The organism is Ligilactobacillus murinus (genome assembly GCF_003288115.1).
GTDB lineage: Bacteria > Bacillota > Bacilli > Lactobacillales > Lactobacillaceae > Ligilactobacillus > Ligilactobacillus murinus.
The window spans coordinates 986,721-1,013,693 of the sequence record NZ_CP023565.1 but is presented as its reverse complement, the minus strand read 5'-3'; the positions used below and the strand labels follow the sequence as shown (position 1 = coordinate 1,013,693).

Genomic DNA, 26,973 nt, shown 5'->3' with positions numbered 1-26,973 from the left:
TAAGATCCCGACCGCTAGCCAAAGCTTTTAACTTTAGAATATCCGATAATGCCGTTAATCATCCTTGTAGTTGAACCCGCGTGTAAGCAGGAAAATGTATCCCTAGTCTAACTTTTGACTCCCAGTAAAGGTCTGCCAGCTATTAGACATTGCGAATAACAAAAATTAAAGTTGTTCGGTCAACCTTACATTTATAGGATAACGCGTACATCTCAGAAGTTCACTATCATAGTAGCATATTTTTTTTAGGAATGCAATGAAACCAAATGAAGCGTTATCAAAACGTTTAGCTTTTAAATTTGTTCAAACGTTCATATTGTTCTTGCAAGGCTTTTTCATAACGACTGTTGTCTTTAGGTGCATAATAATGTTTATTTTTAAGCTTATCTGGGAGATATTGTTGCTTTACCCAACCATGTGGATAATCGTGAGGATATTTATACCCAATTCCGCGACCTAATTTTTTAGCGCCTTGGTAATGGGCATCCCGTAAATGATCGGGCACATCTCCGTAGTTTCCTGCTCTAACATCGGCTAATGCGGCATCGATCGCCATGATCGCCGAGTTTGATTTAGGTGAAAGACAAAGTTCGATCACGGCTTGGGCTAGGGGGATCCTTGCTTCAGGTAGCCCGATCTTTTCCGCAGCTGTGATCGCTTGGACCGCATGGGAACAGGCATTGGGATTAGCGAGTCCGATATCTTCATAAGCGATCGTCAATAAGCGCCGGATGACCGAAGGTAGATCGCCTGCTTCAAGGAGGCGTGCCATGTAGTGCAAAGCGGCATCTGTATCTGAACCACGGATCGATTTTTGAAAAGCCGAGATCACGTCATAATGGGCATCGCCATCTTTGTCTTGCACCAAGGCTTTACGTTGAACGCATTCTTCGATCGTTTGTAGATCGATCGTGATCACGCCTAGATCATCAGGAGCGGTCGACATTACGGCCAACTCAAGTCCATTCAATGCACTACGTAGATCGCCATGAGTAACACGAGTCAAATGCAGGCGAGCTTCGTCGGTCAAAACGACATTTTGCTCACCAAGCCCGTTTTCTTTATCAGTGAGCGCACGTTTGATCGCTTGGGCAATATCTTCTTCGGTCAAGGGTTTGACTTCAAAGATCTGAGTTCGACTGCGAATAGCAGGATTGATCGTGATGTAAGGATTTTCGGTCGTGGCGCCGATCAAGATGATACTTCCTTTTTCCAAATGAGGCAAGAGAAAATCTTGTTTTGGCTTAGTTAAGCGGTGGATCTCATCGAGTAGTAAGATCACGGTCCCGCTGATCTTAGCTTCCTCAGCGACCATTTCGAGTTCTTTTTTCGAGTCTGTGGCGGCATTTAGCATGCGAAATGCGTATTTAGTTGAACCAGCGATCGCACTAGCAATACTAGTTTTGCCGGTTCCTGGTGGCCCATATAAGATCATTGAAGACAATAATTTAGCAGCGACCATCCGTGCTAAGATCTTACCGGGGGCGACAAGATGTTGTTGGCCCACGATATCTTCGAGTTTTTTCGGACGCATCCGATAGGCTAATGGTTTCAAAAACACTCATCCTTTCGTTTGCTCAATAGTAGTATTATAGCAAATCGACACCAGCTGACAAGCAAATAGCGATCGCAGGATAGCAAGGGATTTGTTATAATAATAAAAATGAGAACTGTAAAGGATGAACAAGATGAAATTTGATGAAATCGGTGATCAAATTATTGATTCAGATCTGACAGAAGCGTTGCATGCTTTCACATTCCAAGTGATCCGACGCTGGCAGATCTTAGATAGACAAAAAAATTTAAATATACAAGAGCTTTCCTTGGTTGGAACAAAAAATGAATATGTTACCGTCCAAGAGACAGCGTTGACACTAAAAACAAAAGCTAATCTTTCGTTAGATGGTGTTTTAACGGATATGGAATTACAAAATCAAGCTTTACGCAAACGCTTAGGTAGCCAGGTCGTCTTGTGGCCATTTTCTGAAAAATTACATGTAAGTTTAGCTAAAGGGGTTGGCAGTAAGATCCGCTTAGCCTTACCCGAACAGTTATTTACTGAACTCTATGCAGCTAAATTCAGTAAATCAAAGATCTCGTATGTGACTTTTAGAAACCAAGTCTATCACAAATTGTTGGAAGAATTTAACCAAAAAAAAGCATTCTTGATCTATTTATTTGGTGCGACCCCTTATGCTTGGGAAACCAAAGTAAGTGAGGACCAAGTGTCACCTAAGCGCAGTGTGGCTGCTCAAGCTAAGTTAGCCACTGATAAAAATCCTGGGATCAAGCTCAGCGGGACTTATCAAGAACCAAGTGAGATGCAGACTAAGGGTGTCCACTATTTGGAATTTGATCTCTTAGACTTTGATCCATTCCACGAAAATGGTGTTACAGCCCACCAGTTGCGCTTACTTGAAGTGATGGCAGGCTATTTCTTATTGAATGAAAGTACGACTACTCCAAGTGACCTCCAAGCTGCTGAAGCTTTGGCAAAAGAAGTGGCGCAGGAGAATCCGTTTGCTAAGAGCCAGATCTTCGTACAAGCCCATACTTTCTTGAAACAATTGGATCGATTCGCTAAAAAATTTGGTTATGCCAAGTGGCAAGGAACCTTTGATGTTTTAAAGAAACGACTAGAAACACCGGCTGAGACTCCAAGCACACGTTTGTTAAGAACACAGGGCAAACACGAAACGTTGGCTGACTACGGTGCTTTTTTAGCTCAAAATTATCAAGAAGCAGCATTATTAAAAGTACCAAGTCGGGATAAAAATACGCAAACGATCTTGGATGAAGCGATCATTTCAGGTCTTAGTTACCAAGAAGTGATGCCAAGTCAAGGGATCGTTGAGTTGAATGGAAAGCTACTTAAACGTGGGATCCAGACGACAAAAGAAAGTGCGATCATGACCGAGCTTTGGCAACAAAAGCAATTGGCTAAACAATATCTTAGTGGCCAGGCAGTCAATACGTCCCAAGCATGGATCGTCAATAACCGCCAAGAGCTAAAGCAACTATACCCAACATTGAAGGGCAAAGCTGTGATCGTTAAAAATGCGCTCGGCGATTCTAAAGCGCAGACGCAGTTATTTAGATTACCACCGACCCAAGCAGAATTGACACATGCCTTTGAAAAACAGGCTAAAGAGACTGATCAAGTCATGATCGAGCAAGTCGTTCAAGGGTCGGTCTACCGTGCCTTAGTCGTCAATGATGAGATAATAAGTTTAGTTGAGCGGATCCCAGCCAATGTTGTTGGTGATGGACATTCAACTTTAAAGGAATTGATCAACCGTAAAAATACGCGGGCACGAGCTGAATTTGAAACGATCACACTAGGTGAGGTCGAACGTGAGACCTTAAAAGCACAAAGCTTGAAACTAGAAAGTGTCATTCCACGGGGGATCCAGGTCCTCTTGCGTTATGATGCGACTTTCAATACTGGTTCACAGGCTTACGAGGTCTTAGATGAGATCGATAGTTCGTATTTGACTGAGCTCAAACGTTTAGCGCAAGCGTTGCAACTTCATGACGGAGCTTTAGACGTCATCATTCCAAACATCTATCAACCATACGCGGAACAAGCACAGTTGACTTTCTTGAATGCGCATGCTTACCCAGCCTTAGCGTTGCATGAATATGTCTTATTACAGCCAAAAAGACGACCGATCGCCCAAAAGGTCATTGAACGCTTCAATTAGAAAAAAAGTGTGAGACGGTGCGGTCTGCACTGTATAAATAACGATGGACCCATCACGATGTAAAATTTTACATCATGATGGGTCCATCGTTATTTACTAGATGTTTTAGTTTACTCAAATAATTTATGCAAGCGTTCGAGCGGGGATTTTGTGTGTTTTGGCGCTACTTCTGGTTTAGTTGTTTTAGGGTAACGCTTGGCGACGTCAACTTCTTCAACATGAAGAGCGGTATTTTTATCACAAACGACGACCGCTAGATCTTTTGACCCATGCGCCAACGTTTGATCAGTGTTACAGGTGAAGGTAACATTTGCTTCTTGGGCGATCTGCATCAATTCGCTTAGAAGCGGATTTTCTACTTGACCGTTGATGATAACGTGTAGTTCGGGATGAAGGGTCAATTCCTGCTTAAGATCAGCGAGATATTCGGGCTCTTTGAGCTGTTCAAAAGTTAAAGTTAGATCGACCCGTTCCCGGAAGGTCCCGAGATACTTACGCTTTTCATCAGGTTTGAGTTGGGGTGTACCATACATCCCTTTATTCATATGATTTTGCAGTTCATCTGATCCACTCATCTTATAACCACCTTTCTATGGTAAAGTATAGCAAATTTTTAAATAAAATAAAAAGAGCCCAGCCAAAACTGAGCTCTGAAATAATATCGAAATTGATATTAAAGTTTGTTGTAGTATTCAACAACGAGTGATTCGTCGATGTTTGCATCGAGTTCGTCACGTTCTGGTAAACGAACTAATGAACCTTCCATTGTGTTTTCGTCAAAGGAAACAAATGGCACACGACCAACGATTGCTTCCAAAGCTTCTTTAACAACTTTCAAGTCTTTTGAACGTTCACGCAAGGAGATAACTTGGCCTGGTTTTACTTCGTATGAAGGGATATCCACGCGCTTGCCACCAACTGTGATGTGACCGTGGTTTACCAATTGGCGAGCTTGGCGACGAGTTGTAGCCAAACCTAAACGGTAAACAACGTTATCCAAACGACGTTCCAACAGTACCATGAAGTTGTCACCGTGCTTACCTTCGCGGATCTTACCAGCCTTTAAGAAAAGGTTAGCAAATTGGCGTTCAGATAAACCGTATGTCATACGAAGCTTTTGCTTTTCACGCAATTGCAAACCGTATTCAGATAACTTACGACGGTTGTTTTGACCATGTTGGCCTGGTGCGTATGGACGACGAGCTAATTCTTTACCTGTACCTGAAAGAGAGATCCCTAAACGACGGGAAACTTTCCAGGAAGGACCTGTATAACGAGACATTAAAAATTCCTCCAATATTTTGTTTGGAGTAAAATAATGTGTGAGTTTAGTATTCGTGCATTTTATTTTGCGACTTTCACCCTTGCAGCCGAAGGGGTACTTGGCGAACCAAATTGGCAATAAAATGTTGACGAGCTTACCGCTCACTGCTGCATTATTTTACACAAACGCTATTGTAGCAATTATCACAGCTGGTGTCAAGTGAAAATAAACCAGCTATTTTTGTACAAATGGAGTATAATATTTGTTTAAGATAACTTAATATACTGGGGGAGAAAAATGTTTAAACGTCCTGAATTGTCAAATTAAGTTAGAAAAAAACTACATGCTCATTTGTAATGTACTTCATGAATACTTCTAGTGGGGTTTTGTAGTTTAAACTTTTACGTGGAATATTGTTTCTATAGCTAGCTACTTGTTGGACATAGTCAGTGGGGAGATCACTGAGATTCATATCTTTTCCTAGTCCGTCTTTCCTAAGTAATCCATTCGTATGTTCATTTAGTGCACGTTGGTTAGGAGCACCTACATCGGCAAAGTAGGTACTGATATCATGCTTATTAGCGATATCTTTCCACTTAGAAAATTCCTTACCATTATCAAAAGTGATCGATTTAAAGAGTCCTTTAGGAGTAACAGAAAGTAAAGCATCAAGTTTCTCAAAGATAGCTTTATCCGTCTTATGGCGTGTATTCAAAATGATGACAGCCTTAGACTTTCGTTCAACTAATGTCATTACTGCACCACGATGTTTTTTACCTTGGATCGTATCAGCTTCAAGATGTCCAAATTCATTATGGTAGTTGGGATAGTCCTGATGCCGCTCTGAAAGAGCCCGACCTAGTCGTCCAGCTTTTCCACGGCGTTCAACGTAACCATTTGGATGTCTTTTTCCTTTCATTGGGAGCGAGGTCACATCTAAAACGTTAGAACGCTTGAAGATGCGATAAAGCGTACGCATTGAGCAACTGATATGTTTTTCATTACGTCCGATGATCGTATCAGGAGTCCAACCTAGACTAACTTTTTCCTTGATGTACTCAAGCTCATCATTAGGTAATACGATGAGTTTACGGCCGGATTTAGATTTATTAGCCCGATAGTTTTCATAGTATTCAGAGATCGAATTCCCAGCATCTAAAAAACGATATACTCGATAAATAGTTTCAGCACTACGTTTTAAGGTTTTAGCTACAATATAGGCTTTAACACCTTGATTCCAAAAATTTTGTATGAAGGACAGTTCGCTTATGGTAAGATGATTATAGGTCATTTGTGATTTTCCTTTACTTTTGTTTGTTGGTACTCAAAAGTCTATCACAAATGGCTTTTTATTTTTCTAACTTAATTTTACAAACTGCGCGTTTTATTTTATTGTGCCTAGCACTCGTGCTAGTGGGAGTATTATTGACACAAAGCGTATTTGCTAGCCCAAAATATACCACTAAATGGGAGAAGATCAATGCACCGGTCAATTTGCCGATCTTGATGTATCATAGTGTGGAAAATAAGCCGGGAAATGGTTTGTGTGTACCACCTGAGCAGCTAGAACAACAGTTGAAATATTTACATGAGCAGGGCTATTATACAGTCACACCAGCTGAAGCGTATAAGATCTTGGTGCAAAATAAAGTACCAAAAAAGCACAAGAAACTTGTGATGGTGACTTTTGATGACGGATATGAGAATAATTATACCGCTGCCTATCCGCTTTTGAAGAAATATCATATTCACGCAACGATCGGTTTGATCACAAGCAAAATCGACACCCAAGGGATGCTAACTTTAAAACAAATCAAAGAAATGAAGAAAAGTAAGTGGGTCAGTTTTGTTAGCCATACTCAAAATCACCAAGAATTGGATCGACTCGATGAAGCAGGACAAAGAGAAGAGATGCAAGCCTCACGGACTTGGTTGAAGCAAAATCTACATCAAAAGCCAGACTTGTTGGTCTATCCTGTAGGTCGCTATAATGAAGTTTCACCAAAAGTAGCTAAGGAAAGTGGATATAAGCTAGCTTTGACGACTCAACCAGGGCCAGCTAATGCAGAACAGGGGAAATATGAATTGCATAGACAACGGGTAGTTCCAGACATGACTCAAGAAGCTTTTGCTAAACTATTACAGCCATAGGATCAACTAAGTAGCGTATGTAGTGTGCTTGATGATTTTTTCAAAGTAAGCTAAGTTGATTTATGTTATAACTACTACGCACGGAGCTCTCCTCTTTTTTGAGGGGAATTGTAGAACCGTAGCTGATTTTTGCTATTTTTTTATTTATAGCTATATACAAACAAGAAGCTGTGACATCAGTAAAAAGACATCTCCAAATTCTAAACGTTGGAATTTGAAAGATGTCTTTCTTTATCTTGAAAATACTGGTTCTTATTAATATACAATACGAAAAACTGCTTATGTCACAGTCTTCTTCGTTATTTATCCCGCCATTTAATAGTCATTTGGATCGGCAGTCAAGGGACCGTATTCGTCCATTTGACTATCACGATAATCCCACCATTCATTTTCGTAACCCACAAATCCAGCTTGAGTCATTGCATCGTTTAAGATGGTGTAGTATTTTTCTTGCTCAGCGGTCCGTTTAGCGTTACGAAAAGCTGAGCAAGAAAAGTCATCAAATGCTGTTTGCATCGGCATATCATTGCCTTTACGATCGGTTAAAGTCAAATCAAAGGTCACACCTTTTTGATGACTGAAATTTGGATCAGGTTTTGCCACGAAATTTGGGTCAGGGTAGACTTCAAAGAGACGCCTTTGGGCTGAGACTGGACGGTAGGCATCCCAAATTTTAAGGCGGTACCCTTTTGCTTTGACAAGTTCACTAGCTTTAGCCAGCTTATGGGCTGTTCCAGTGCGAGCGATCGCCGTAGTGAAATCATAGATGATTTGTCCAGTAAAATTATCGGTCGTAGCATATTTTAGATCAACAAAGATCTCAGGATCGAGTTTTTGGATATTGGTAAAACCAGTTAGATGTTTTTCCATAATTTCCTCCATTTTAAAGATGTTTACATAGCGTTTCGACAAATTCACTTAGTAAAACTTCATCTTCAATGCTAAAGCGATCTAATTTAGGCGAATCAATATCTAAAACACCGATTTTTTTACCATCTTTGATCAGGGGCAAGACGATCTCAGAATTTGAAGCTGAATCACAAGCAATATGTCCTACAAATTCATGGACATTGGCGACGCGTAAGACGTTACCTGTTTGAAAAGCGGTACCACAAACGCCAGCTCCGTTTTTGATATGCATACAAGCAACTTTACCTTGGAAAGGTCCAAGATCAAGCTGATCGGTCGTTTCATTATAGAGATAAAAACCGACCCAGTTGATGTCTTTTAGTGTATCGTTCAATAAAGCAGAAGCATTAGCGAGATTAGCGGTCTGGTTAGTTTCATTTTCCAATAGGGCATCGATTTGTGCACTTAAAATAGACATTTTATTTCCTCCATATCGATCGTAGCGTTTAATAGTGTATCAATATCAGTAACTATGATATAATTAGCTTTAGATTTTATACGTAATTGCCGATTCTGGCAAGTGATAAAGATTAAGCTAGCAATTTAAAGGGTGGGACATCAGATGGTAGTAGTTTTAGTTACAATTGTATTAGTTGCGGTCGCAATCTATGCAAGCGTACTTTTCTTTCAGCGTTCATTTGAAGAACGGATCACAAAAGCTAAAAGTAGCATAGAAGAGATCCTCGATTCACCACTTGAGGAAGAACTCGCGGAAGTTAAAAAAATGACATTATCAGGAGATAGTTTAAGTGGATTTGAAGCAGTAGAACACTCCTATTATGCTTTGGTGAACCAACAATTACCTGAGATCTCAGAGCATTTGAATAAGTTGCAAGCTGAATTAGAGCATTATCGCTTTTGGAAGATCAATGGTGAGCTTAAGCAAAATGAAGCTCGATCAGCTAAAGCCAAGCAACAATATGAGCAATTAAAGCTTGAATTAGCTGAGATCGAGCAGACTGCTGAGATCCACAAAAAAGCGATCGGCGAACTCAAAGAAGAGTATCAAAAGATCAGAAAGACTTTATTGGCAAAGAATTTCTCTTACGGGCCAAGTATCGATGAGCTAGAAAAAGAATTAGCAACGTTAGAAAAAGATTTTGACGAGTATTCTAAGGTGACTGAAGAAGGGGACTATGCTAAATCAAGTGAACTTTTAGAAAAGCTCAAGCAACAAACGCGTTTGTTGAAGATCGCGCTAAAAAAATTGCCACCGATCTATCGTAATTTAAAGAATATTTTCCCAGAACAGTTGCAGGAATTAAAAGCTGGCTATTCAAAATTGCAAACTGAAAAATATGGCTTTAAAAAGGATCTGGCTAAGCACTTAGAAGCTATCGAGCAAAAGTGTAAAGAAAATGAAGCTAATTTAAAGCAAGCCGATGTACCTAAAGCTGAAGCCCTTGATCAACAGATCGCTGATATGATCGATGAAGCTTATGACATCATGGAAAATGAGTACAACGCTAGACTTAAGGTGACGCGGCAAGAAAAGCATTTAGCGGATTTTATCGAACATGCCAAGCATCAAGAAAAAGAGTTATTGATCGAATTAGATCGTTTGAGTCAAAATTACACGCTCAACCATAATGAAATGGAAGAAGCGCATGCGTTAAATGAACAATTAAAGAAGATCGCCAAACGCTTTACCGCTTATATGCAAGCTAAACCAAAAGATGTGATCATCTATTCTGAAGTTTTAAATCAGCAAACAGCTGATCTGGAAGCATTAAAGAAGATCGAGCTCAAACAAAAAGAGCTCGGTGAAAGCGTGGCTGATCTCTTTGAAGAAGAAAAAGAAGCGCAAGCGGCAATTCAAGGCTTTGATAATGATATCCACCGTTTGAAACGTGAGATCGAGATCTTGAATTTACCAGGTCTTCCCAATGATTACATTGAATATTTCTTCAAGGTCGGACGTGAGATCGAAAGTTTGGATCAAGACTTAAATAAGATCCAGATCGATATGGAACAGATCGCCCGTGATCTGATCAATACGCAATCAGATCTTGACGTTTTGGCGCAAAAGACCCAAGAGATCATCGATAGTTCGACTTTGACCGAAGCAATGTTGCAATATTCCAACCGCTATCGCACACGCTATCCGGAGGTCGCCTCTGCATATGCCCATGCAGTCGAGCTTTTCAATAAGAATTATGACTATATGGGGGCCTTAGATGTGATCTCTGAGGCACTCGAGACCGTTGAGCCAGGCTGTTATAAACGGATCGAAAACGACTATAAGGCGGGAAATAACCGGCGCGAAGTTATCTAAATATCTACTGAGGACTAAAGCTAAGTTGCACAACTAAGCTTTAGTCCTTATAATTTGTAATGGCAAATTAATTTGTACTTTTGGTGATTATAAATTACAATAAGTAAGTTAAATTATTAAAGAGGGGTCAGCATGATATATTTTGATAACAGTGCAACGACAAAAGTTCACCCAGAAGTTTTAACGACCTATACGAAAGTCAGTGAAGCTATCTGGGGCAATCCTTCATCGTTACACAAAATGGGTGAAAATGCCTATAATCTACTTGAACAATCTAGAGCACAGATCGCAGAACTCCTTGGGTGTCAAAAAGAAGAGATCTTTTTTACTAGTGGGGGTACGGAAGGCGACAATTGGGCGATCAAAGGCACAGCACTTGAAAAAGGGATCTATGGTAAACACTTGATCACGACACAAGTTGAACATCCAGCAGTGCTCAATTCGATGAAACAGCTCGAAAAGTTGGGCTTTGAAGTCACCTATCTACCAGTTGATGAAAATGGGCGAGTATCTGTTTTAGATCTAAAGCAAGCTTTACGCAAAGATACTATCTTAGTCTCAGTTATGGCAGTCAATAACGAGGTCGGAACGATCCAACCGCTAAAAGAGATCGCACGCGTTTTAACTGATCATCCTAAAGTTCATTTTCATGTCGACGCAGTTCAGGCGGTAGGTAAAGGGCTAACTGATCTGATCATGGATGAAAGAGTCGATCTAGTAACTTTTTCTGGTCATAAATTCCATGCTCCTCGTGGTGTGGGCTTTTTGTACAAGAAAGCTGGGCGAAAATTAGCACCACTTTTATCTGGTGGTGGCCAAGAGAAGAATTTACGCAGTAGTACAGAGAATCTTCCGGCGATCGCTGCAATGGCTAAAGCCTTACGCTTGTTGCTGGAAAATGAAACAAAAAATGTTGCGCATGAACAAGCGATCCGACAAAAGATCTTTGAGCATTTACAAGCGTTTGATAAAGTGACGCTTTTTTCACAGTTAGATGATAAGTTTGCGCCACATATCTTATGTTTTGCGATCGCAGGCGTGCGCGGTGAAACAATCGTCCATGCGTTTGAAGATCAAGGCGTCTTTATCTCAACGACTAGTGCGTGCTCATCTAAAAAAGGTCAAGTTTCATCGACCTTACACGCCATGCAAGTCGATGATAAGATCGCCACATCGGCTGTACGCGTCAGCTTAGATGAAAATAATACAATGGCGCAAGCAGATAAATTCAATCAGATCTTCGATGATATCTATCAAAAATTTTTAAAGATCAATTCGTAAAAACAGAAAGGAAGCAAGATGCAATATACAGAAATTATGGTTCGTTACGGCGAACTTTCAACTAAGGGTAAAAACCGACGTAACTTTATCGATCGCTTGGGTTTCAATGTCCGGCAAGCAATGCATGATTTTCCAGAATTAGTGGTCAAAGCTCATCGTGATCGGATGCATATCCAATTAAATGGCGAAGACTCGACTAAAGTCATGGAACGTTTGAAACAAGTTTTTGGGATCCAAAACTTTTCACCTTCGATCCGCGTTGCTCGCGATGTCGAAGAGGTCAAGAAAGTCGCTACACAAATGGTGGCTGAACGCTTCCACGAGGGGATGACTTTCAAGATCAACACGCGTCGCTCTGATCATAACTTCCAATACGATACCAACGAATTAAATGATATGTTGGGGGGCCACATCTTAAAGACGGTCCCAGGGATCAAAGTCAAGATGAAAGAGCCTGATATGATCTTACGAGTTGAGGTTCGAGCTAATGGGATCTATCTTTCTTCTGAAACGATCGATGGTGCCGGTGGTCTTCCAGTCGGGACAGCAGGCAAAGCTATGTTGATGCTTTCTGGTGGGATCGACTCGCCAGTTGCCGGTTACTTAGCGATGAAACGTGGCGTGGATATTGAAATGGTCCACTTCTTTAGCCCGCCATATACCAGTGAGCAAGCTTTGAATAAGGCTAAGGAATTGACTGCTAAGTTGACCCCATATGTCGGTCGGATCCAATTTATCGCAGTACCGTTTACTGAGATCCAAGAAACGATCAAAGAAAAAGTCCCATCTGGTTACTTGATGACGATCCAACGGCGCTTTATGTTGCGTTTAAGTGAAATGATCGCCAAAAAACGTAATGGTTTAGCGATCTTTAACGGGGAAGCTCTAGGGCAAGTTGCTTCACAAACATTGGAAAGTATGGCTGCGATCAATGATGTAACGACGATGCCTGTTTTACGTCCAGTAGTTTCGATGGATAAAAATGAGATCATCAAGATCGCTCAAGATATCGACACCTTCGATCTTTCTATTCAACCATTTGAAGATTGCTGTACGATCTTTGCGCCACCTGCGCCTAAGACTAAACCAAAGATCGATAAGGCACGTTATTACGAAGAACGCCTTGATGTTGAAGGTTTGTTGGCTCGTGCAATGGAAAATATCACGATCACAGATGTCAAGATCGGTGATGAATTTATGAACGAAAAACAAGCAGATTTCGCAGAGTTACTGTAAAAAGCGCTTGACGCGTCCGTATTTCAAGGCTAAAATACATCTATAAGCTTTGAACAAGAGGATTTGATCGCAAACTGTTTTCAGAGAGAAGCGGGTGGGTGTGACGCTTTAACAGCCGATCAGATAGTAGCTTGTGAGCTGTCCTACTGAAACTAAGTAAGTAAGACCGGATATCTATTCGTTAACGCAGATCAAAGAGGGGTAAAAACCCAATTTAGGTGGTACCACGGCACTGTCGTCCTAAGCGGATGGCGGTGCCTTTTTGTTTAGATCCGGTCAAGATAAGAAAGGAAGATAATAATGGCACGTGACATCGAAATGTCAACCAAATACGATCCTAGTCAAGTTGAACCAGGACGTTATCAAAAGTGGGTCGATGCTGGTTTGTTCAAGCCAAATGGCGATCAAAAAGCTAAACCATATTCGATCGTGATCCCACCACCAAACGTAACCGGTAAGTTACACTTGGGCCATGCTTGGGATACAACGTTACAAGATATGTTGATCAGACAAAAGCGGATGCAAGGTTTTGATACCTTATGGCTTCCTGGGATGGACCATGCTGGGATCGCAACGCAAGCTAAAGTTGAAGCGCGTTTAGCTGAAGAAGGGATCTCCCGTTACGATCTAGGGCGTGAAAAGTTTATCGACAAAGTTTGGGAATGGAAAGACGAATATGCTGATATCATTCATGCACAATGGGCTAAATTAGGTCTGTCTTTGGATTACGACCGCGAACGTTTTACTTTAGATGAAGGATTATCCCACGCTGTTCGCCGTGTCTTTGTAAAATTATATGAAAAAGGCTTGATCTACCGTGGTGAATACATCATCAACTGGGATCCAAAGGCGCGGACGGCTTTATCCGATATCGAAGTTATCCACCAAGATGATGAAGGGGCCTTTTACCATGTAAAATATCCATTCGTTGATGGAACGACATTCAATGGTAAAGACTACATCGAGATCGCAACGACGCGTCCAGAAACGATGATGGGTGACGTGGCTGTGGCAGTGAATCCAAAAGATGAACGCTACAAAGACTTAGTCGGTAAAAAAGTACTCTTACCACTCCAAGGACGCCATATCCCGATCATCGCCGATCAATATGTTGATCCTGAATTTGGGACAGGGATGGTGAAGATCACTCCAGCACATGACCCTAATGACTTTGAAGTCGGTAACCGTCATGACTTAGAACGGATCAACACGATGAATGATGATGGAACGATGAACGAACGGGCTGGTAAATACAACGGAATGGATCGTTTTGATGCCCGTAAAGCGATCGTTAAAGACCTTGAAGACCAAGGCTACATGTTAAATATCGAAAAGATCACGCACAGTGTGGGTCACTCAGAACGGACGGGTGTTCCAGTTGAAGCTCGGTTATCGACCCAATGGTTCGTTAAGATGAAACCATTAGCCCAAGCAGCTTTGGCTAACCAAGATTCTGATGATCGGGTCGACTTTGTGCCAGAACGTTTCGAAAAGACCTTTACCCAATGGATGGAAAACGTTCATGATTGGGTCATTTCACGTCAATTATGGTGGGGACATCAGATCCCAGCTTGGTATAACAAGCATACGGGGGAAACTTATGTTGGTGAAAAAGCTCCAGCTGATATCGAAAACTGGGACCAAGATCCTGATGTTTTAGATACTTGGTTCTCTAGTGCTTTATGGCCATTTTCAACGATGGGCTGGCCAGATATGGATGCACCTGATTTCAAGCGTTACTTCCCAACTAATACGTTAGTCACAGGTTATGATATCATTTTCTTCTGGGTCTCACGGATGATCTTCCAAAGTATCGAATTTACGGGTCGTCGTCCATTTAAGGATGTTTTGATCCACGGTTTGATCCGGGATGAACAAGGACGTAAGATGAGTAAGTCACTTGGTAATGGGATCGATCCAATGGATGTGATCGATAAATATGGCGCTGATGCTTTACGTTGGTTCTTATCCAATGGTTCAGCCCCAGGTCAAGACGTTCGTTTCTCCTATACGAAGATGGATGCAGCCTGGAACTTTATCAACAAGATCTGGAACGCAAGTCGCTTTGTGATCATGAACCTTGATGAAGATACGACAGCTACTTTGCCAGCTAAAGCAGAATGGCAACTAGCTGACAAGTGGATCTTGAGCCGCTTAAATGATACTGTCAAAGAAGTGACTCGCCTCTTTGATAACTATGAATTCGGTGAAGCAGGGCGTGCACTTTACAACTTTATCTGGAATGATTTCTGTGATTGGTACATCGAAATGGCTAAGGAAAACTTGACGGGTGATGATGCTAAGGCTAAGCAAAATACGCAAAGCATTTTATGCTATGTCTTAGACCAAACATTACGTCTCTTACATCCGATCATGCCATTTGTAACTGAGCAAATTTGGCTAGAAATGCCACATGAAGGTGAATCTTTGGTCACAGCTGCTTACCCAGTTGACCACCCAGAATTTGATGATCAAGCTGCAAAAGAACAAATGGACAACTTGATCGAATTGATCAAAGCAGTGCGTAACAACCGAGCCGAAGTTAATGCACCAATGTCTTCAGCGATCGATATCTTGATCAAGACGACTTCTGAAACGACTAAAGCAGTCTTTGAAAACAACCAAGAATATATCGAACGCTTCTGCCATCCAAAACATCTTGAGATCGGTTCTGATGTGACAGCTCCAGCCTTAGCGATGACTTCTGTGATCACAGGCGCTGAAGTTTACTTGCCATTAGCTGATCTGATCGATCTAAATGAAGAGATCGCGCGTTTAGAAAAAGAAGCTAAGAAATTAGTATCTGAAGTGACACGTGGTGAGAAGAAACTTGGCAATGAACGCTTTGTTTCTAATGCACCAGCTGAAGTTGTTGCTAAAGAAAAAGAAAAATTAGCGGGTTACCGTGAAAAATTAAACGCAACTAACGAACGGATCAAAGCTCTAAAAGCTCAAGTTGATTAATTTTTAAACAACGCTTGCCTTTTACGGTGAGCGTTTTTTTTGTGATTTGTGTTATACTTGAAATGAGATATTTTTAGGTAAATGAGGCGAAAAGATGCAGATCAAAAGCTACACTGAGGCGATCGAATTTATTCATGGACGTCGCAAATTTACAAAGTCCCCTGACTTAGAACGGATGCGTCGTTTTGCTCATTATTTGGGCGATCCACAAAAAAAGACCAAGTTCATCCACGTTACGGGGACTAATGGCAAAGGATCGACTGTTGCTTTTTTAAGTGAACTTTTGCAAAGTCAAGGGTTTAGGGTCGGGACCTTTACTTCGCCTTATATCACGCGTTTTAACGAACGGATCGCGCTTGATGGTGAACCAATCAGTGACCAGATGTTGGTCGAACTGTTAAATGAATTATTACCGGTCATTTCACGGCTTGATGAAGAATATGCTGGTGAAGGGCCTAAGGAATTTGAAGTTGTCACAATGCTGATGTTTTTATATTTTGCTAAAATGGCACCTGATTATGCGGTCGTTGAAGTGGGGATCGGCGGTCTTTATGATTCGACTAATATTTTGATCCCTGAGTTAGCGGTGATCACTGAAGTTGCGCTAGATCATACTCAGATCTTAGGTGATACTTTAGCTAAGATCGCCACGGCAAAAGCAGGGATCATCAAACAAGCTCGGCCGGTCGTCGTTGGAAAATTAGTGCCAGAATGTTTGGCTGTTATTAAGGCACAGGCTGTAAAAAGAAATGCTCCTTTGTATCAGGCAGGAGTAGATTATACGTTTTTACCTGAAAAAAGCGCTAGTGTTTGGGGTGAAAGCTTTACATATCAAGGCTTTGGGATCAAGGCTAAGCTGGCGATCTCATTATTGGGGCAATATCAAGTTGCCAATGCTAGTTTGGCTGTAAGTGCATTTTTGGTCTTGGCTAAAAGAGAGGGCTTTTTGCCAACGCTAAAAGAGATCAAAACTGCTTTAAAACAGACGACCTGGGCTGGACGTTTTGAAAAGATAAATGATGAGCCGTTGATCGTTTTGGATGGAGCACATAATGCTGATGCGATCCAGCAATTAGTTCAAACATTAAAACATAATTTTGCCGATAAACAGATCTATGTTATCATTTCGGTCTTGGCTGATAAGCAGGCTAAGACTATGGTAGCGCAATTAGAGCAGTTACCAAATGTCGAGCTGTTTACGGTCAGCTTTGATGCGCCACGTGCAGTCAGTCATGAGCAAGGCCGTTTTTATGAAGCGTGGCCAGAAGCTTTGGCTGAGGTCATGCAAGAGATCTCAAGCGATGATATGCTATTATTTACGGGTTCGCTGTATTTTGTGTCGGAAGTAAGAAATTATTTTATTTAGATCGTGAGGATATAAGATGGATTTAAAATTAGTGATCTTTGACATGGATGGTGTCGTATTTGATTCTGAAAAAGTATATTTTGAAGCTAATAAGCTAGCGGCTGAAAAACTCCAAATGCCAAATTACACTTTAAAGTATTATAAGCAATTTATCGGAGCAGGGACAGAACCGATGCTTGCCCAGATGGCTAAAGATTATGGTAGTCGTGAGTTAGTCGACCGTTTTTATCGGATGAGTATGGATAATGTTTATCCGATCGTAGAAGCCGGAAAATTAGAATTAAAACCTGGCTTTAAAGAATTGACTGCTTATTTGGATGAACAAAATATCCCTTATGTCATCGCTTCAAGCAATTTCAAAAAAGATATCGAATACTATTTGGAAAAGACTAATATTTCAGGGCGCTTTGCTGATATCGTTTCGGCTGACGATGTGACCCATGCTAAGCCAGCACCAGAGATCTTTGAAAAAGCATGGGAAAAAGCTGGCTGTCCAGCTAAAAATGAAACTTTGATCATTGAAGATTCATTGAATGGTGTCAAAGCAGCTAATAATGCTAAGATCCCAGTCGTTATGGTGCCAGATATCATCTTGCCGACCGCATATGAAAAAGAGCATACCGTGGCGATCTTGCCTGATCTAGTTGCTGTGCGAGATCTCATCAAAAAATAAATGATTTTTAGCTCCGTTTGCGAATTTTATAAAGTAAGGGGGCTTGAAAATGAATTTAAAAAATTTAACAGATAAGAGCGTTTTAAGTGAATTATTGGAATTTTTGTTGGATAAGCAATTAGCGGATCAAGTAGTCGAGCGCTACTTTGCACAGACTGATGCTCTAGCGCAGCTTCAGTATTTTGGAGTCACTGATTTAAATAAGTTGACTGCTGACGCTAAACTTCAGTATTATTTATTGCTTTTATGTGAATTTGCTAAGCGCTATGCTTTAAAACCACCGTTAGAATTGGGGCAGATCTGTTCTAGTAAGGTGATCGGTGAGTATATGAGTGCTAAGTTGGCAATGCGTAAACAAGAAGTGCTGTGGGGCGTTTATTTAGATACTAAAAATCAGGTCTTAGCCCAAGAAGAGATCTTTGTGGGGACGCTAAATGAAGCTACAGTCCATCCAAGAGAGATCTTGAAATTGGCACTAAAGTACAGTGCGGCCCGTTTTATCGTGGTCCATAATCATCCTAGTGGGCAGGTGACGCCTTCCCCAAATGACATCGCCTTGACTAGACGTTTACAGGCGTGTGGCGAGCTTTTAGGGATCGCTTTATTGGATCACATTATTGTTGGTGGGCATACATATTTGAGTATGCGTGAAGAAAAAATATTAATTAGATAGGTGGATTTTATGTTACAAGGAACAGTACGTCGCTTTAATAAGGATAAAGGTTACGGTTTTATTACCCCTGATAATGCGCCAAAAGAGGATCTTTTTGTCCACTATACAGCGATCGAAAAATCAGGTTACAAGATCTTAGAAGAAGGTCAAAGAGTCGAATTCGTTGAAGTTGAGGGTAAAAAGGGGTTTCAAGCAGCTTTAGTCACGATCCTATAAAGGTTAAGATATTTAAAAAAATTAGTTGAAATGAAAATTTATCTAGATTAAATAAAAATTAAGCTTTGATTTATGATATAATACTGAAATTGAAGATGATCAATTTCAACAATTTATAAAATTTTTTTCAAAAAAGGATCAAAAGTTTTTCTTTTTAATTGTCATTGCCAAGGTAAAAACATGAAAATATGTTGGAAACACAGCGATTCAATGTTACAATTAAAATATCTTGAATTAAGTACTCATTTAGAGTTTGCGAAGGGATGAAACAACGTGTTCGGAATCGGAACAAAAAATATCGGGATCGATTTAGGGACTGCTAATACGATCGTTTATGCTGAAAATAAGGGGATCGTGTTACGCGAACCTTCTGTCGTAGCTAAAAATACTAAAACTGGCGAAGTCGTATCTGTTGGTTCAGAAGCGCGTGATATGATCGGGCGCACACCAGCAAGTATCGTAGCGATCCGTCCAATGAAAGACGGTGTCATTGCGGATTATGATACAACTGTTTCCATGATGAAATACTATATTGAAAAAGCTGTTGGTAGTAAGACTGCTAAGCCATATGTTATGGTTTGTGTACCTAGTGGTGTAACTGAAGTTGAAAAGCGTGCTGTGATCGATGCTACTCGAGTTGCGGGAGCTAAAGATGCATACGTGATCGAAGAACCATTTGCAGCTGCGATCGGTGCTGGTCTACCAGTTATGGATCCAACCGGTAGCATGGTCGTTGATATCGGTGGTGGGACGACTGACGTTGCCACGATCTCCTTAGGTGGGATCGTATCCAGCCGTTCGATCCGGATGGCTGGTGACAAGATCGATGATTCGATCATCTACTATGTACGTAAAAATTACAACTTGTTGATCGGTGAACGTACAGCTGAACAATTAAAGATCAACGTTGCATCTGCTTCTGTTGAAGCTGCTAAGGAATTAGATAGTCAAACGATCCGTGGACGTGATCTAGTAACGGGTCTACCTAAGACGATCGAGATCCGTCCAGAAGATGTAGCTGAAGCGATCCAAGAAGTAGTGCAAGAGATCATCACAGCTATCAAAGAAACATTAGAAGAAACATCTCCTGAGATCGCGGCTGACGTGATCGACCATGGGATCGTTTTGACTGGTGGGGGTGCGTTATTACGCCACTTACCAGATGTGATCTCTGAAGCAACAAAAGTACCTGTATTCGTGGCGCAAGATCCACTTGACTGTGTGGCTGTTGGGACAGGCGAATCACTTAAAAGCATTGATGTAATGAAGAAAAGATAAATAGGCGGTTAAAGTCTAGAGTTAGGAGGTTGGGGTTTAGTCGTCCAGCCTCTTAATTTTTAATGTGGATCTTATCGAGTTCAGGAGGTTTTTTATGCAAAAGTTTTTTTTCAATAAAAAACTTGTTATTACACTGGTCGCTTTGATCATCAGTTTTTTACTGATCGCATTTTCGATCACAGTGCGTAATAATCGATCGATGCCAACATTTGTGCAACAGTTTGGCAATGAAGCTTTCGGTCTAGTTGACCGGGTCATTAGTTTTCCAGTTGCTGGAGTTGCACATGTAGGGGGCTCTGTTTCTGATCTACTCAACACGTATGAGGAAAATCAAAAGCTAAAGCAACAGATCGATAGTTTGGCAGCCGATAAAGTTGAAAATCAGACCTTACGTAAGGAAAATAAACAATTAAAAGAACAGTTGAAATTAGATGAAAGCTTGACTGATTATTCAAAGATCAGTGCCCATGTTTTATCTCGGACACCTTCTTCTTGGCAAAATCAGGTCATAATCTCGAAGGGATCATTTGCGGGTGTGACTAAAAATGCTGCTGTTTTATCACGTAAGGGTTTAGTCGGACGTGTTGTTGAGGTCAATAAGACTAATAGTAAAGTCGAATTGCTCACGACGCAAAATGATTCAGCCAACCGTTTTGCGGTCCAACTAGAAAGTGACGGTGAAGTGATCAACGGATTGATCACTGGCTATGACAAACAAAAAAATCAGTTGATCATGGGACAGATCACATCTAAGAAAAAGATCAAGAAGAATACAGAGGTCATTACTTCTGGGATGGGTGGTAATACACCTAAGGGCTTATTGATCGGAAAAGTTGTCAAAACAACAGACGATGATGATGGTTTAGCAACAAAAGTTTATATCGAGCCAGCTGCTGATATGACAGATCTTAATGTTGTGACTGTGGCTAAACGTGCAGACTAGGGGGCATAGTAATGGCAAATTCCAAGCTAAAATATTATTTTCCGCTAGGGTTGATCATTTGCATCGTTTTGGACGGGACGCTTAGTAGCTTATATGCCCAGTATTTTTTTACAAGTTCACTTTCGATCGAGAGTCGTTTGACTTTGCTATGGCTAGTAATGGCGATCTTCTATGGCGAAGTTGACCGTTTGATGTTGTGGGCATTTATTGCTGGAGTGTTTTTTGACATGTACTACACGGGGATCTTAGGGATCTTTATGATCATTTTTCCTTTGATCGTTTATTTGAATCGAGAAGTGTATCGTTTTTTCAATTCTAACTTTATTGTGGTACTATTAATATATCTGATAGATGTTACGCTTGTTACGGCTGTAGCATATTGGGCCAACTCATTGATCGGTCTGACGACAACTGGTTCAGCTGATTTTGTGGTGCAGACTTTAGGGCCGTCACTAGCGTATAACTTGGCGGTATTTTCGCTATTATTTATCCCAGTCAAAAATTTCTTTGAGAAGTATTCTTCTCGATAAATAAGGAAGGTGCAAGCTGATGCAGGCAGCTGTGTTAAAGGGCTACAAAGATGGATATGAACTGATCATACGTGATAATGCAGATTTTGATCAAGCTCTATCCGAATTAAAAGACCTATTTCGAAAATTACAACTAGATACCGTCGGTGAAGAAAAACAGATCTCATTTACGGTCAATACCAAAAGACGCTTGTTGAGTGCAAAACAAAAGCAAAAGATCGAAGCGTTAGTTGGCAATTATCCTCGTTTTTCGATCTATAAGTTTGTTTCCGATGTGGTAGATACTAAAGATGCACTTGAATTTATGGAGGAACATACAGTTCATGTCAATAGTGATACGATCCGTAATGGTCAAGTCAAGTTGATCAAAGGCGATGTCTTGTTTCTAGGTAATATCCATAAGGGCGGTATTTTACAAGCGACCGGAAGTATCTTTGTTTTAGGAAATGTCGAAGGGATCTTACATGCTGGCTACAATGATAATGTGATCGCAGTTATCGCTGGGAATTTTAAACAGGCCCAACAAGTTCGGATCAGTGATCTAGTGGATATCATCGAGCCAGATATGCAAGCTGATAGAGTCGTTGCTTATGTCAATGACCTGCATGCTTTAAGTTATACGACGCTTGCTGAATTAAAAACACTTAGGCCTAAAATTTTTACACAAATAGGAGGGTTTTAAATGGGAAAATCGATCGTTATTACATCGGGGAAAGGCGGTGTTGGTAAGACAACGACGACTGCTAATCTCGGAGCTGCTTTGGCTTTGATGGGCAAAAAGGTCTGTTTAGTCGACCTAGATATCGGTTTAAGAAACCTAGATGTTATTTTGGGCTTAGATAATCGCATCATTTACGACATTATTGATGTGGCGCAAGGTAGAGCTAAATTACCCCAAGCTTTGATCAAAGATAAGCGCTTTGGTGATAATTTATTCCTGCTACCTGCAGCTCAAAATACAGATAAATCAGCACTTGAACCAAAAGAAGCCAAGCAGATCGTTGATGAGTTACGCTCTGAATTTGACTATGTGTTGCTCGATTGTCCAGCTGGGATCGAGCAAGGCTTTGCTAATGCAGTAGCTGGCGCTGATGAGGCGATCGTAGTCTCGACCCCTGAGATCTCAGCAGTTCGTGACGCTGATCGGGTAGTAGGATTGCTTGAACAACAAAATTTAGAAGAACCACCGATGCTTATTATCAATCGGATCAAGAAGAAGATGATGCATGATGGTCAGATGATGGATGTGGATGAGATCACGCGTCATTTGTCGATCAAATTGATCGGGATCGTCTTTGATGATGATAATGTAATTGGTTTTTCTAATAAAGGCGAACCTGTTATCTTAGATGAAAAGAGTGAAGCATCTAAGGGGTATCGCAATATCGCACGTCGCTTAGAGGGTGAGACGATCCCGTTGATGACACTTAAAGAAGACGAACAAGGTGGCTTTTTTAAGAAGATGAGTTCTTGGTTCAAACGCAAATAAGCGAATTTGTTGTTGACAGTTTTACCGATAAATGGTAATCTTTATGAAAAATTATTTAACGATATTGAGCGGAAGAGTAGAAAATGTTTACCTGAAAAAGAGATTATCCGGCAGCTGAAAAGGATAGAGGTGGTATTTTTGAACCACATCCGTGAATTGGTACACTGAACATAAACAGTAGGTGTATCCGGTCAGAAGTCCGTTACACTTGAGTTAAGTTAACTCACTGAGACTCCTTTTGCGAGAAAGGAGTAAATATGAGGTGGAACCGCGTAAAACGCCCTCTTGGATTATTCCAAGAGGGCGTTTTACTTTTACCAGTAAGTTAAAAAATGGAGGAATTTGGGATGAATTATATCATGGAAGTCATGCCCTCGTTGTTTTCAGGGATGGGAGTGACCTTATCAGTATTTTTTTGGACCTTAGTTGGCTCATTGCCTTTGGGGTTGATCGTTTCCTTGGGGATGATGTCACGGTTTAAGATACTTCAAAAAATATTAGGTATCTATGTATGGCTGATGCGGGGGACACCGCTGTTATTGCAATTGATCTTTGTTTTTTATGGACTCCCTCTGTTAGGAACAGGGATCGTATTACCACGTTATGAAGCTGCGTTAGTGGCCTTTATTTTGAACTATACAGCCTATTTTGCTGAGATCTTTCGGGGGGGCCTACAATCGATCGATAAAGGGCAATATGAAAGTGCTAAAGTTTTACGTTTGAGTTACTGGCAAACGATCCGCAAAGTCGTAGCTCCACAAGTGATCAAGATCGTGATCCCTTCCATTGGTAATGAAGTGATCAACCTAGTCAAAGACTCAAGTTTAGTTTACGTGATCGGTCTAGGTGATCTCTTGCGGGCCGGTAATGTTGCGACAAGTCGTGATGTGACTTTAGTACCATTATTATTGGTGGGAGCGATGTATTTGATGATGACGGCCTTTTTCACTTATGTTTTGAAAAAGATCGAACAGCACTATAGTTATTGGAAATAAGGAGTGATCAACATGTTAGAACTAAAAGAAGTAACTAAAAAATTTGGCGATAGGACGATTTTAGATCATGTTGATCTAACTGTAGAAGATGGCAAGATCTTATGTATCGTAGGCCAATCCGGTGGTGGTAAGACCACACTTTTACGCTGCATCAGCGGGCTGGAACAAATCGATAGTGGGCAGATCTTGGTGGATGGGATCGCCTTTGATCCATATGTCAATAGCACTAATGATGCGGTGATCGGTGTTGTCTTCCAAGAATATAATCTCTTTCCACATTTGACCGTGTTACAAAATGTGATGTTAGCCCCAATGATGGTCTTAAAAAAAGACAAGAAAAAAATGCAAACAGAAGCCCAAGAACTTTTGCAAAAGTTAGCACTTGAAGATAAGGGTAATCTTTATCCTTGGCAATTGTCTGGCGGACAAAAACAACGGGTCGCGATCGCACGCGCTTTAGCGATGAAGCCACGGATCTTATGCTATGATGAACCCACTTCAGCTTTAGATCCGGGTTTGCGAGACACTGTCAAAGAGATCATTTTGGATCTGAAAAAAGACAAAATGACACAGATCATCGTCACACACGATATTGATTTTGCTGAAGAGATCGCTGATGATATTTTACGTGTAAAACCACTGGCTAATTAAAGGAATTGAGATAGATGAAACGATATTTAAAATTACTAGCGCTTGGTTTAGGTCTAAGTCTCTTATTAGTCGTTTCGGGCTGCAATGATGTCAAAAAAAGAGCAGATACGGTCGATACTTGGCAACAGATCGAGCAAAAAAAGCGGGTCGTGATCGGACTAGATGATAGTTTTGTACCGATGGGCTTTCGTCAAAAAGATGGCAAGCTCGTTGGATATGATATCGATCTAGCTAAGGAAGTCTTTAAATTATATGGGATCACGCCTGATTTCCAGACGATCGATTGGTCAATGAAAGAAACTGAATTGCGTAACCAAACGATCGATCTGATCTGGAATGGTTATACGAAGACGGATGAACGAGCTAAAAATGTGGCTTTCAGTCAGCCATATTTAAAGAACGAACAATATTTAGTAAGTAAAAGAAGCCAACAGATCATAAATGATAGTGCCATGAAAGGAAAGATCTTAGGCTTACAAAGTGGATCTTCAGGCTATCAAGCCTACTTGGATGAACCAAAAGTTTTAAAACAATATGTAAAAGAAACGATCCAATATGATACATTCAACAATGCTTTCATGGATCTAGATGCTGATCGGATCCAAGGCCTATTGATCGATAGTGTTTATGCCAACTACTATATTGCACACAAAAAAGATCCAGCTAGTTATCGGAAAGAAAATGCTGGGTTTGCGTCTGAATCTTTTGTAGTCGGGTTACGCAAAGGGGATAAGACCCTTCAAAAGAAAATCAATGAAGCGTTTAAAGTTTTAAAGGAAAATGGAACGTTAGAGCGTTTAGATCGTAAATGGTTCGGTGAAAATGCCAACTGACCCTGACAGCCTTAAATCTAAGGTGTATACTAGGTTAATGATCATATAATGAGAGGTAGAATTTAATAATGAACACATTAGTTAGTGTGCTGATAGTGATATTACTATTGAACGTTATTACAGCGATCATCACAGTTTTTAAAGAAGAACGTGATATTACAGCAACTTGGGCTTGGTTATTGGTGCTCAATTTATTGCCAGTGATCGGTTTTGGGATCTATCTACTAGTTGGTAAAAAGATCTCCAAAGAAAAGATGTTTGACCTAAAGATGCAAGAACGGCTTGGGATCGCTCAGCTCGTTGAATTGCAAAAAGAACAATGGCAAGATGAAGAACTCTTACCAAAAGGATTGCGTACGCCAGAAGTACGCCAAACGGTCCGCTTGTTGCTTGAAACTGATCAAGCGATCTTGACCAAAAATAATAAAGTCGATATTTACGATGATGGTCATGATAAGTTTGCTAAACTACTAGCCGATATTGATGCTGCAAATCATCACGTTCACTTAGAATATTATTCCTTTTTCAGTGACCGGATCGGTAATAAGATCTTAGCCAGTCTTGAAGCAGCAGCTAAGCGTGGTGTTAAAGTCCGCGTGATCTATGATAGCATGGGCTCGCGGGGGCAAAAACGGCATTTCTTTGATAAATTGGAAAAGCTTGGTGGCGAGGCTGAGCCATTCTTTGCTTATAAGAAAGCTTGGATCCATAGTCCACGGATCAATTATCGTGAGCACCGTAAATTAGCGATCATTGATGGTAAGATCGGCTATATCGGTGGCTTTAACATTGGTGATCAATATCTCAGTCGTTCTAAGAAATTTGGTCATTGGCGCGATACGCATCTCCGCGTTGTCGGTAATGCTGTTATTGCCATGCAATCACGCTTTTTGATGGATTGGAACGCAACGATCAAGAATATTCGCGGTAAAGAACCAGTTAAATATGATGAAAGTTTGTTCCCATTGCAACGACAAAAGGGAAATGTTGGGCTACAGGTCATTTCCTCAGGACCGGATAGTGAAGTTGAAGCGATCAAGAAGGGTTATCTTAAATTGATCAGCGGGGCAAACGACTACATTTACATTCAAACGCCGTATTTGATACCAGACGATTCGGTGTTAGAAGCGTTAGTCGTAGCTGCATTATCTGGGGTCAAAGTCAAGATCATGATCCCTTGTATGCCAGATCATGCTTTTGTTTACCGAGCAACTGAATATTATGCTAAAGTTTTGGTCGACAGCGGTGTCGAGGTTTACACCTATGATGATGGTTTCTTACATGCTAAGACATTTGTCGTCGATTCACAGATAACTTCAGTTGGTTCAGCTAACCTTGACTTTAGAAGTTTTAAATTAAACTTTGAAGCAAACGCTTTTGGATATGATCGTAATTTGGCGCTTAAACTAAAGGAACTTTTTGAAGCTGATCTAGCTAAGTGTACAAAATTAACACCAGAATATTTTGAACGTCAGTCACGTTGGCGTAAATTTAAACAATACTTTTCAAGATTGTTGTCACCGATCTTGTAGGTAAAAGGAA

General features: G+C 40.8%; 25 protein-coding genes and 2 other annotated features. Of the genes, 19 read left to right on the top strand and 6 right to left on the bottom strand.

The genetic code is table 11. The features are described from left to right. Positions 1-286: 286 nt before the first annotated feature. The gene (locus CPS94_RS05030) at positions 287-1,555 is read right to left on the bottom strand and encodes a replication-associated recombination protein A (RefSeq protein ID WP_112194692.1); all 1,269 of its coding nucleotides are present in this window, start codon (positions 1,553-1,555) and stop codon (positions 287-289) included. A 133-nt stretch (positions 1,556-1,688) separates the two neighbouring features. On the opposite strand from CPS94_RS05030, the gene CPS94_RS05025 reads away from it, so the two are divergent. Continuing rightward, complete coding sequence (locus CPS94_RS05025) at positions 1,689-3,704, top strand: bifunctional glutamate--cysteine ligase/glutathione synthetase (protein WP_112194694.1); 2,016 nt, start codon at positions 1,689-1,691, stop codon at positions 3,702-3,704. A gap of 110 nt (positions 3,705-3,814) precedes the next feature. On the opposite strand, the gene CPS94_RS05020 is transcribed toward CPS94_RS05025, so the two are convergent. The 3 genes from CPS94_RS05020 to CPS94_RS05010 all read right to left on the bottom strand — a co-directional run bounded on the left by CPS94_RS05020 (position 3,815) and on the right by CPS94_RS05010 (position 6,259). Next, positions 3,815-4,279 carry a YueI family protein gene (locus CPS94_RS05020; protein ID WP_112194696.1) on the bottom strand — a complete coding sequence of 155 codons (465 nt, stop codon included), beginning with the start codon at positions 4,277-4,279 and terminating at the stop codon, positions 3,815-3,817. 98 nt (positions 4,280-4,377) lie between these two features. Further along, on the bottom strand, positions 4,378-4,986 hold the full coding sequence (gene rpsD, locus CPS94_RS05015; RefSeq protein WP_112286391.1) for a 30S ribosomal protein S4: 609 nt from the start codon (positions 4,984-4,986) through the stop codon (positions 4,378-4,380). Between the two features lie 310 nt (positions 4,987-5,296). After that, complete coding sequence (locus tag CPS94_RS05010; RefSeq protein ID WP_004048827.1) at positions 5,297-6,259, bottom strand: IS30 family transposase; 963 nt, start codon at positions 6,257-6,259, stop codon at positions 5,297-5,299. A gap of 134 nt (positions 6,260-6,393) precedes the next feature. Here CPS94_RS05010 and CPS94_RS05005 point away from each other — a divergent pair, with 134 nt between their 5' ends. Next, positions 6,394-7,119, top strand: coding sequence for a polysaccharide deacetylase family protein (locus CPS94_RS05005; RefSeq protein WP_238145388.1), 726 nt, complete (start codon positions 6,394-6,396; stop codon positions 7,117-7,119). A 315-nt stretch (positions 7,120-7,434) separates the two neighbouring features. On the opposite strand, the gene CPS94_RS05000 is transcribed toward CPS94_RS05005, so the two are convergent. Continuing rightward, entirely contained in the window at positions 7,435-7,989 is a 555-nt protein-coding gene (locus tag CPS94_RS05000; protein ID WP_112194700.1) for a M15 family metallopeptidase, read from the bottom strand. Positions 7,990-8,002: 13 nt separating this feature from the next. Further along, the gene (locus tag CPS94_RS04995) at positions 8,003-8,446 is read right to left on the bottom strand and encodes a GAF domain-containing protein (RefSeq protein WP_004049025.1); all 444 of its coding nucleotides are present in this window, start codon (positions 8,444-8,446) and stop codon (positions 8,003-8,005) included. A gap of 144 nt (positions 8,447-8,590) precedes the next feature. Here CPS94_RS04995 and ezrA point away from each other — a divergent pair, with 144 nt between their 5' ends. The 17 genes from ezrA to cls all read left to right on the top strand — a co-directional run bounded on the left by ezrA (position 8,591) and on the right by cls (position 26,963). Next, the gene (gene ezrA / locus CPS94_RS04990) at positions 8,591-10,303 is read left to right on the top strand and encodes a septation ring formation regulator EzrA (RefSeq protein WP_112194702.1); all 1,713 of its coding nucleotides are present in this window, start codon (positions 8,591-8,593) and stop codon (positions 10,301-10,303) included. A 132-nt stretch (positions 10,304-10,435) separates the two neighbouring features. Further along, a complete protein-coding gene (locus CPS94_RS04985) occupies positions 10,436-11,584 on the top strand; it encodes a cysteine desulfurase family protein (protein WP_112194704.1) in 1,149 nt (382 codons plus the stop codon). 18 nt (positions 11,585-11,602) lie between these two features. After that, positions 11,603-12,820, top strand: coding sequence for a tRNA uracil 4-sulfurtransferase ThiI (gene thiI, locus CPS94_RS04980; protein WP_004049019.1), 1,218 nt, complete (start codon positions 11,603-11,605; stop codon positions 12,818-12,820). A 40-nt stretch (positions 12,821-12,860) separates the two neighbouring features. After that, positions 12,861-13,066 (top strand) — a binding site (T-box leader). Positions 13,067-13,120: 54 nt separating this feature from the next. Beyond that, on the top strand, positions 13,121-15,784 hold the full coding sequence (locus CPS94_RS04975) for a valine--tRNA ligase (protein WP_004049017.1): 2,664 nt from the start codon (positions 13,121-13,123) through the stop codon (positions 15,782-15,784). 94 nt (positions 15,785-15,878) lie between these two features. Continuing rightward, complete coding sequence (locus tag CPS94_RS04970) at positions 15,879-17,150, top strand: bifunctional folylpolyglutamate synthase/dihydrofolate synthase (protein WP_004049015.1); 1,272 nt, start codon at positions 15,879-15,881, stop codon at positions 17,148-17,150. 16 nt (positions 17,151-17,166) lie between these two features. Continuing rightward, positions 17,167-17,823 (top strand): HAD family hydrolase, encoded by a 657-nt coding sequence (locus CPS94_RS04965; protein WP_004049012.1) that lies wholly within the window; start codon positions 17,167-17,169, stop codon positions 17,821-17,823. Between the two features lie 49 nt (positions 17,824-17,872). After that, positions 17,873-18,496, top strand: coding sequence for a RadC family protein (gene radC / locus CPS94_RS04960; RefSeq protein ID WP_004049009.1), 624 nt, complete (start codon positions 17,873-17,875; stop codon positions 18,494-18,496). 9 nt (positions 18,497-18,505) lie between these two features. Then, the gene (locus CPS94_RS04955; protein WP_004049007.1) at positions 18,506-18,712 is read left to right on the top strand and encodes a cold-shock protein; all 207 of its coding nucleotides are present in this window, start codon (positions 18,506-18,508) and stop codon (positions 18,710-18,712) included. A gap of 273 nt (positions 18,713-18,985) precedes the next feature. After that, complete coding sequence (locus tag CPS94_RS04950; RefSeq protein WP_004049006.1) at positions 18,986-19,990, top strand: rod shape-determining protein; 1,005 nt, start codon at positions 18,986-18,988, stop codon at positions 19,988-19,990. Between the two features lie 94 nt (positions 19,991-20,084). Further along, the gene (gene mreC / locus CPS94_RS04945; RefSeq protein WP_004049004.1) at positions 20,085-20,933 is read left to right on the top strand and encodes a rod shape-determining protein MreC; all 849 of its coding nucleotides are present in this window, start codon (positions 20,085-20,087) and stop codon (positions 20,931-20,933) included. Between the two features lie 11 nt (positions 20,934-20,944). Further along, a complete protein-coding gene (gene mreD / locus CPS94_RS04940; protein ID WP_112286390.1) occupies positions 20,945-21,463 on the top strand; it encodes a rod shape-determining protein MreD in 519 nt (172 codons plus the stop codon). 19 nt (positions 21,464-21,482) lie between these two features. Then, positions 21,483-22,145: a septum site-determining protein MinC gene (locus CPS94_RS04935; RefSeq protein WP_004049000.1), complete on the top strand. Its 663-nt coding sequence runs from the start codon at positions 21,483-21,485 to the stop codon at positions 22,143-22,145. Next, positions 22,146-22,952: a septum site-determining protein MinD gene (gene minD, locus CPS94_RS04930; protein WP_004048998.1), complete on the top strand. Its 807-nt coding sequence runs from the start codon at positions 22,146-22,148 to the stop codon at positions 22,950-22,952. It begins immediately after the preceding gene. A 55-nt stretch (positions 22,953-23,007) separates the two neighbouring features. Then, positions 23,008-23,240 (top strand) — a binding site (T-box leader). Between the two features lie 59 nt (positions 23,241-23,299). Continuing rightward, a complete protein-coding gene (locus tag CPS94_RS04925; RefSeq protein ID WP_112286389.1) occupies positions 23,300-23,947 on the top strand; it encodes an amino acid ABC transporter permease in 648 nt (215 codons plus the stop codon). A 12-nt stretch (positions 23,948-23,959) separates the two neighbouring features. After that, complete coding sequence (locus tag CPS94_RS04920; RefSeq protein WP_004048996.1) at positions 23,960-24,598, top strand: amino acid ABC transporter ATP-binding protein; 639 nt, start codon at positions 23,960-23,962, stop codon at positions 24,596-24,598. A gap of 14 nt (positions 24,599-24,612) precedes the next feature. Next, a complete protein-coding gene (locus CPS94_RS04915) occupies positions 24,613-25,431 on the top strand; it encodes an amino acid ABC transporter substrate-binding protein (protein ID WP_004048995.1) in 819 nt (272 codons plus the stop codon). A 68-nt stretch (positions 25,432-25,499) separates the two neighbouring features. After that, a complete protein-coding gene (cls, locus tag CPS94_RS04910) occupies positions 25,500-26,963 on the top strand; it encodes a cardiolipin synthase (protein WP_112286388.1) in 1,464 nt (487 codons plus the stop codon). The last annotated feature ends 10 nt before the right edge of the window (positions 26,964-26,973 follow it).

Bases quoted from the DNA above. Each gene is read 5' to 3' on its own strand.
- CPS94_RS04955 (WP_004049007.1), top strand. From the start codon at position 18,506: ATGTTACAAGGAACAGTACGTCGCTTTAATAAGGATAAAGGTTACGGT.
- mreC (WP_004049004.1), top strand. From the start codon at position 20,085: ATGCAAAAGTTTTTTTTCAATAAAAAACTTGTTATTACACTGGTCGCT.
- CPS94_RS04975 (WP_004049017.1), top strand. From the start codon at position 13,121: ATGGCACGTGACATCGAAATGTCAACCAAATACGATCCTAGTCAAGTT.
- CPS94_RS05025 (WP_112194694.1), top strand. From the start codon at position 1,689: ATGAAATTTGATGAAATCGGTGATCAAATTATTGATTCAGATCTGACA.
- radC (WP_004049009.1), top strand. From the start codon at position 17,873: ATGAATTTAAAAAATTTAACAGATAAGAGCGTTTTAAGTGAATTATTG.
- CPS94_RS05000 (WP_112194700.1), bottom strand. From the start codon at position 7,989: ATGGAAAAACATCTAACTGGTTTTACCAATATCCAAAAACTCGATCCT.
- CPS94_RS04995 (WP_004049025.1), bottom strand. From the start codon at position 8,446: ATGTCTATTTTAAGTGCACAAATCGATGCCCTATTGGAAAATGAAACT.
- CPS94_RS04920 (WP_004048996.1), top strand. From the start codon at position 23,960: ATGTTAGAACTAAAAGAAGTAACTAAAAAATTTGGCGATAGGACGATT.
- CPS94_RS04935 (WP_004049000.1), top strand. From the start codon at position 21,483: ATGCAGGCAGCTGTGTTAAAGGGCTACAAAGATGGATATGAACTGATC.
- minD (WP_004048998.1), top strand. From the start codon at position 22,146: ATGGGAAAATCGATCGTTATTACATCGGGGAAAGGCGGTGTTGGTAAG.
- mreD (WP_112286390.1), top strand. From the start codon at position 20,945: ATGGCAAATTCCAAGCTAAAATATTATTTTCCGCTAGGGTTGATCATT.
- CPS94_RS05010 (WP_004048827.1), bottom strand. From the start codon at position 6,259: ATGACCTATAATCATCTTACCATAAGCGAACTGTCCTTCATACAAAAT.
- CPS94_RS04970 (WP_004049015.1), top strand. From the start codon at position 15,879: ATGCAGATCAAAAGCTACACTGAGGCGATCGAATTTATTCATGGACGT.
- CPS94_RS04965 (WP_004049012.1), top strand. From the start codon at position 17,167: ATGGATTTAAAATTAGTGATCTTTGACATGGATGGTGTCGTATTTGAT.
- cls (WP_112286388.1), top strand. From the start codon at position 25,500: ATGAACACATTAGTTAGTGTGCTGATAGTGATATTACTATTGAACGTT.
- rpsD (WP_112286391.1), bottom strand. From the start codon at position 4,986: ATGTCTCGTTATACAGGTCCTTCCTGGAAAGTTTCCCGTCGTTTAGGG.
- ezrA (WP_112194702.1), top strand. From the start codon at position 8,591: ATGGTAGTAGTTTTAGTTACAATTGTATTAGTTGCGGTCGCAATCTAT.
- thiI (WP_004049019.1), top strand. From the start codon at position 11,603: ATGCAATATACAGAAATTATGGTTCGTTACGGCGAACTTTCAACTAAG.
- CPS94_RS05020 (WP_112194696.1), bottom strand. From the start codon at position 4,279: ATGAGTGGATCAGATGAACTGCAAAATCATATGAATAAAGGGATGTAT.
- CPS94_RS04985 (WP_112194704.1), top strand. From the start codon at position 10,436: ATGATATATTTTGATAACAGTGCAACGACAAAAGTTCACCCAGAAGTT.
- CPS94_RS04915 (WP_004048995.1), top strand. From the start codon at position 24,613: ATGAAACGATATTTAAAATTACTAGCGCTTGGTTTAGGTCTAAGTCTC.
- CPS94_RS04925 (WP_112286389.1), top strand. From the start codon at position 23,300: ATGAATTATATCATGGAAGTCATGCCCTCGTTGTTTTCAGGGATGGGA.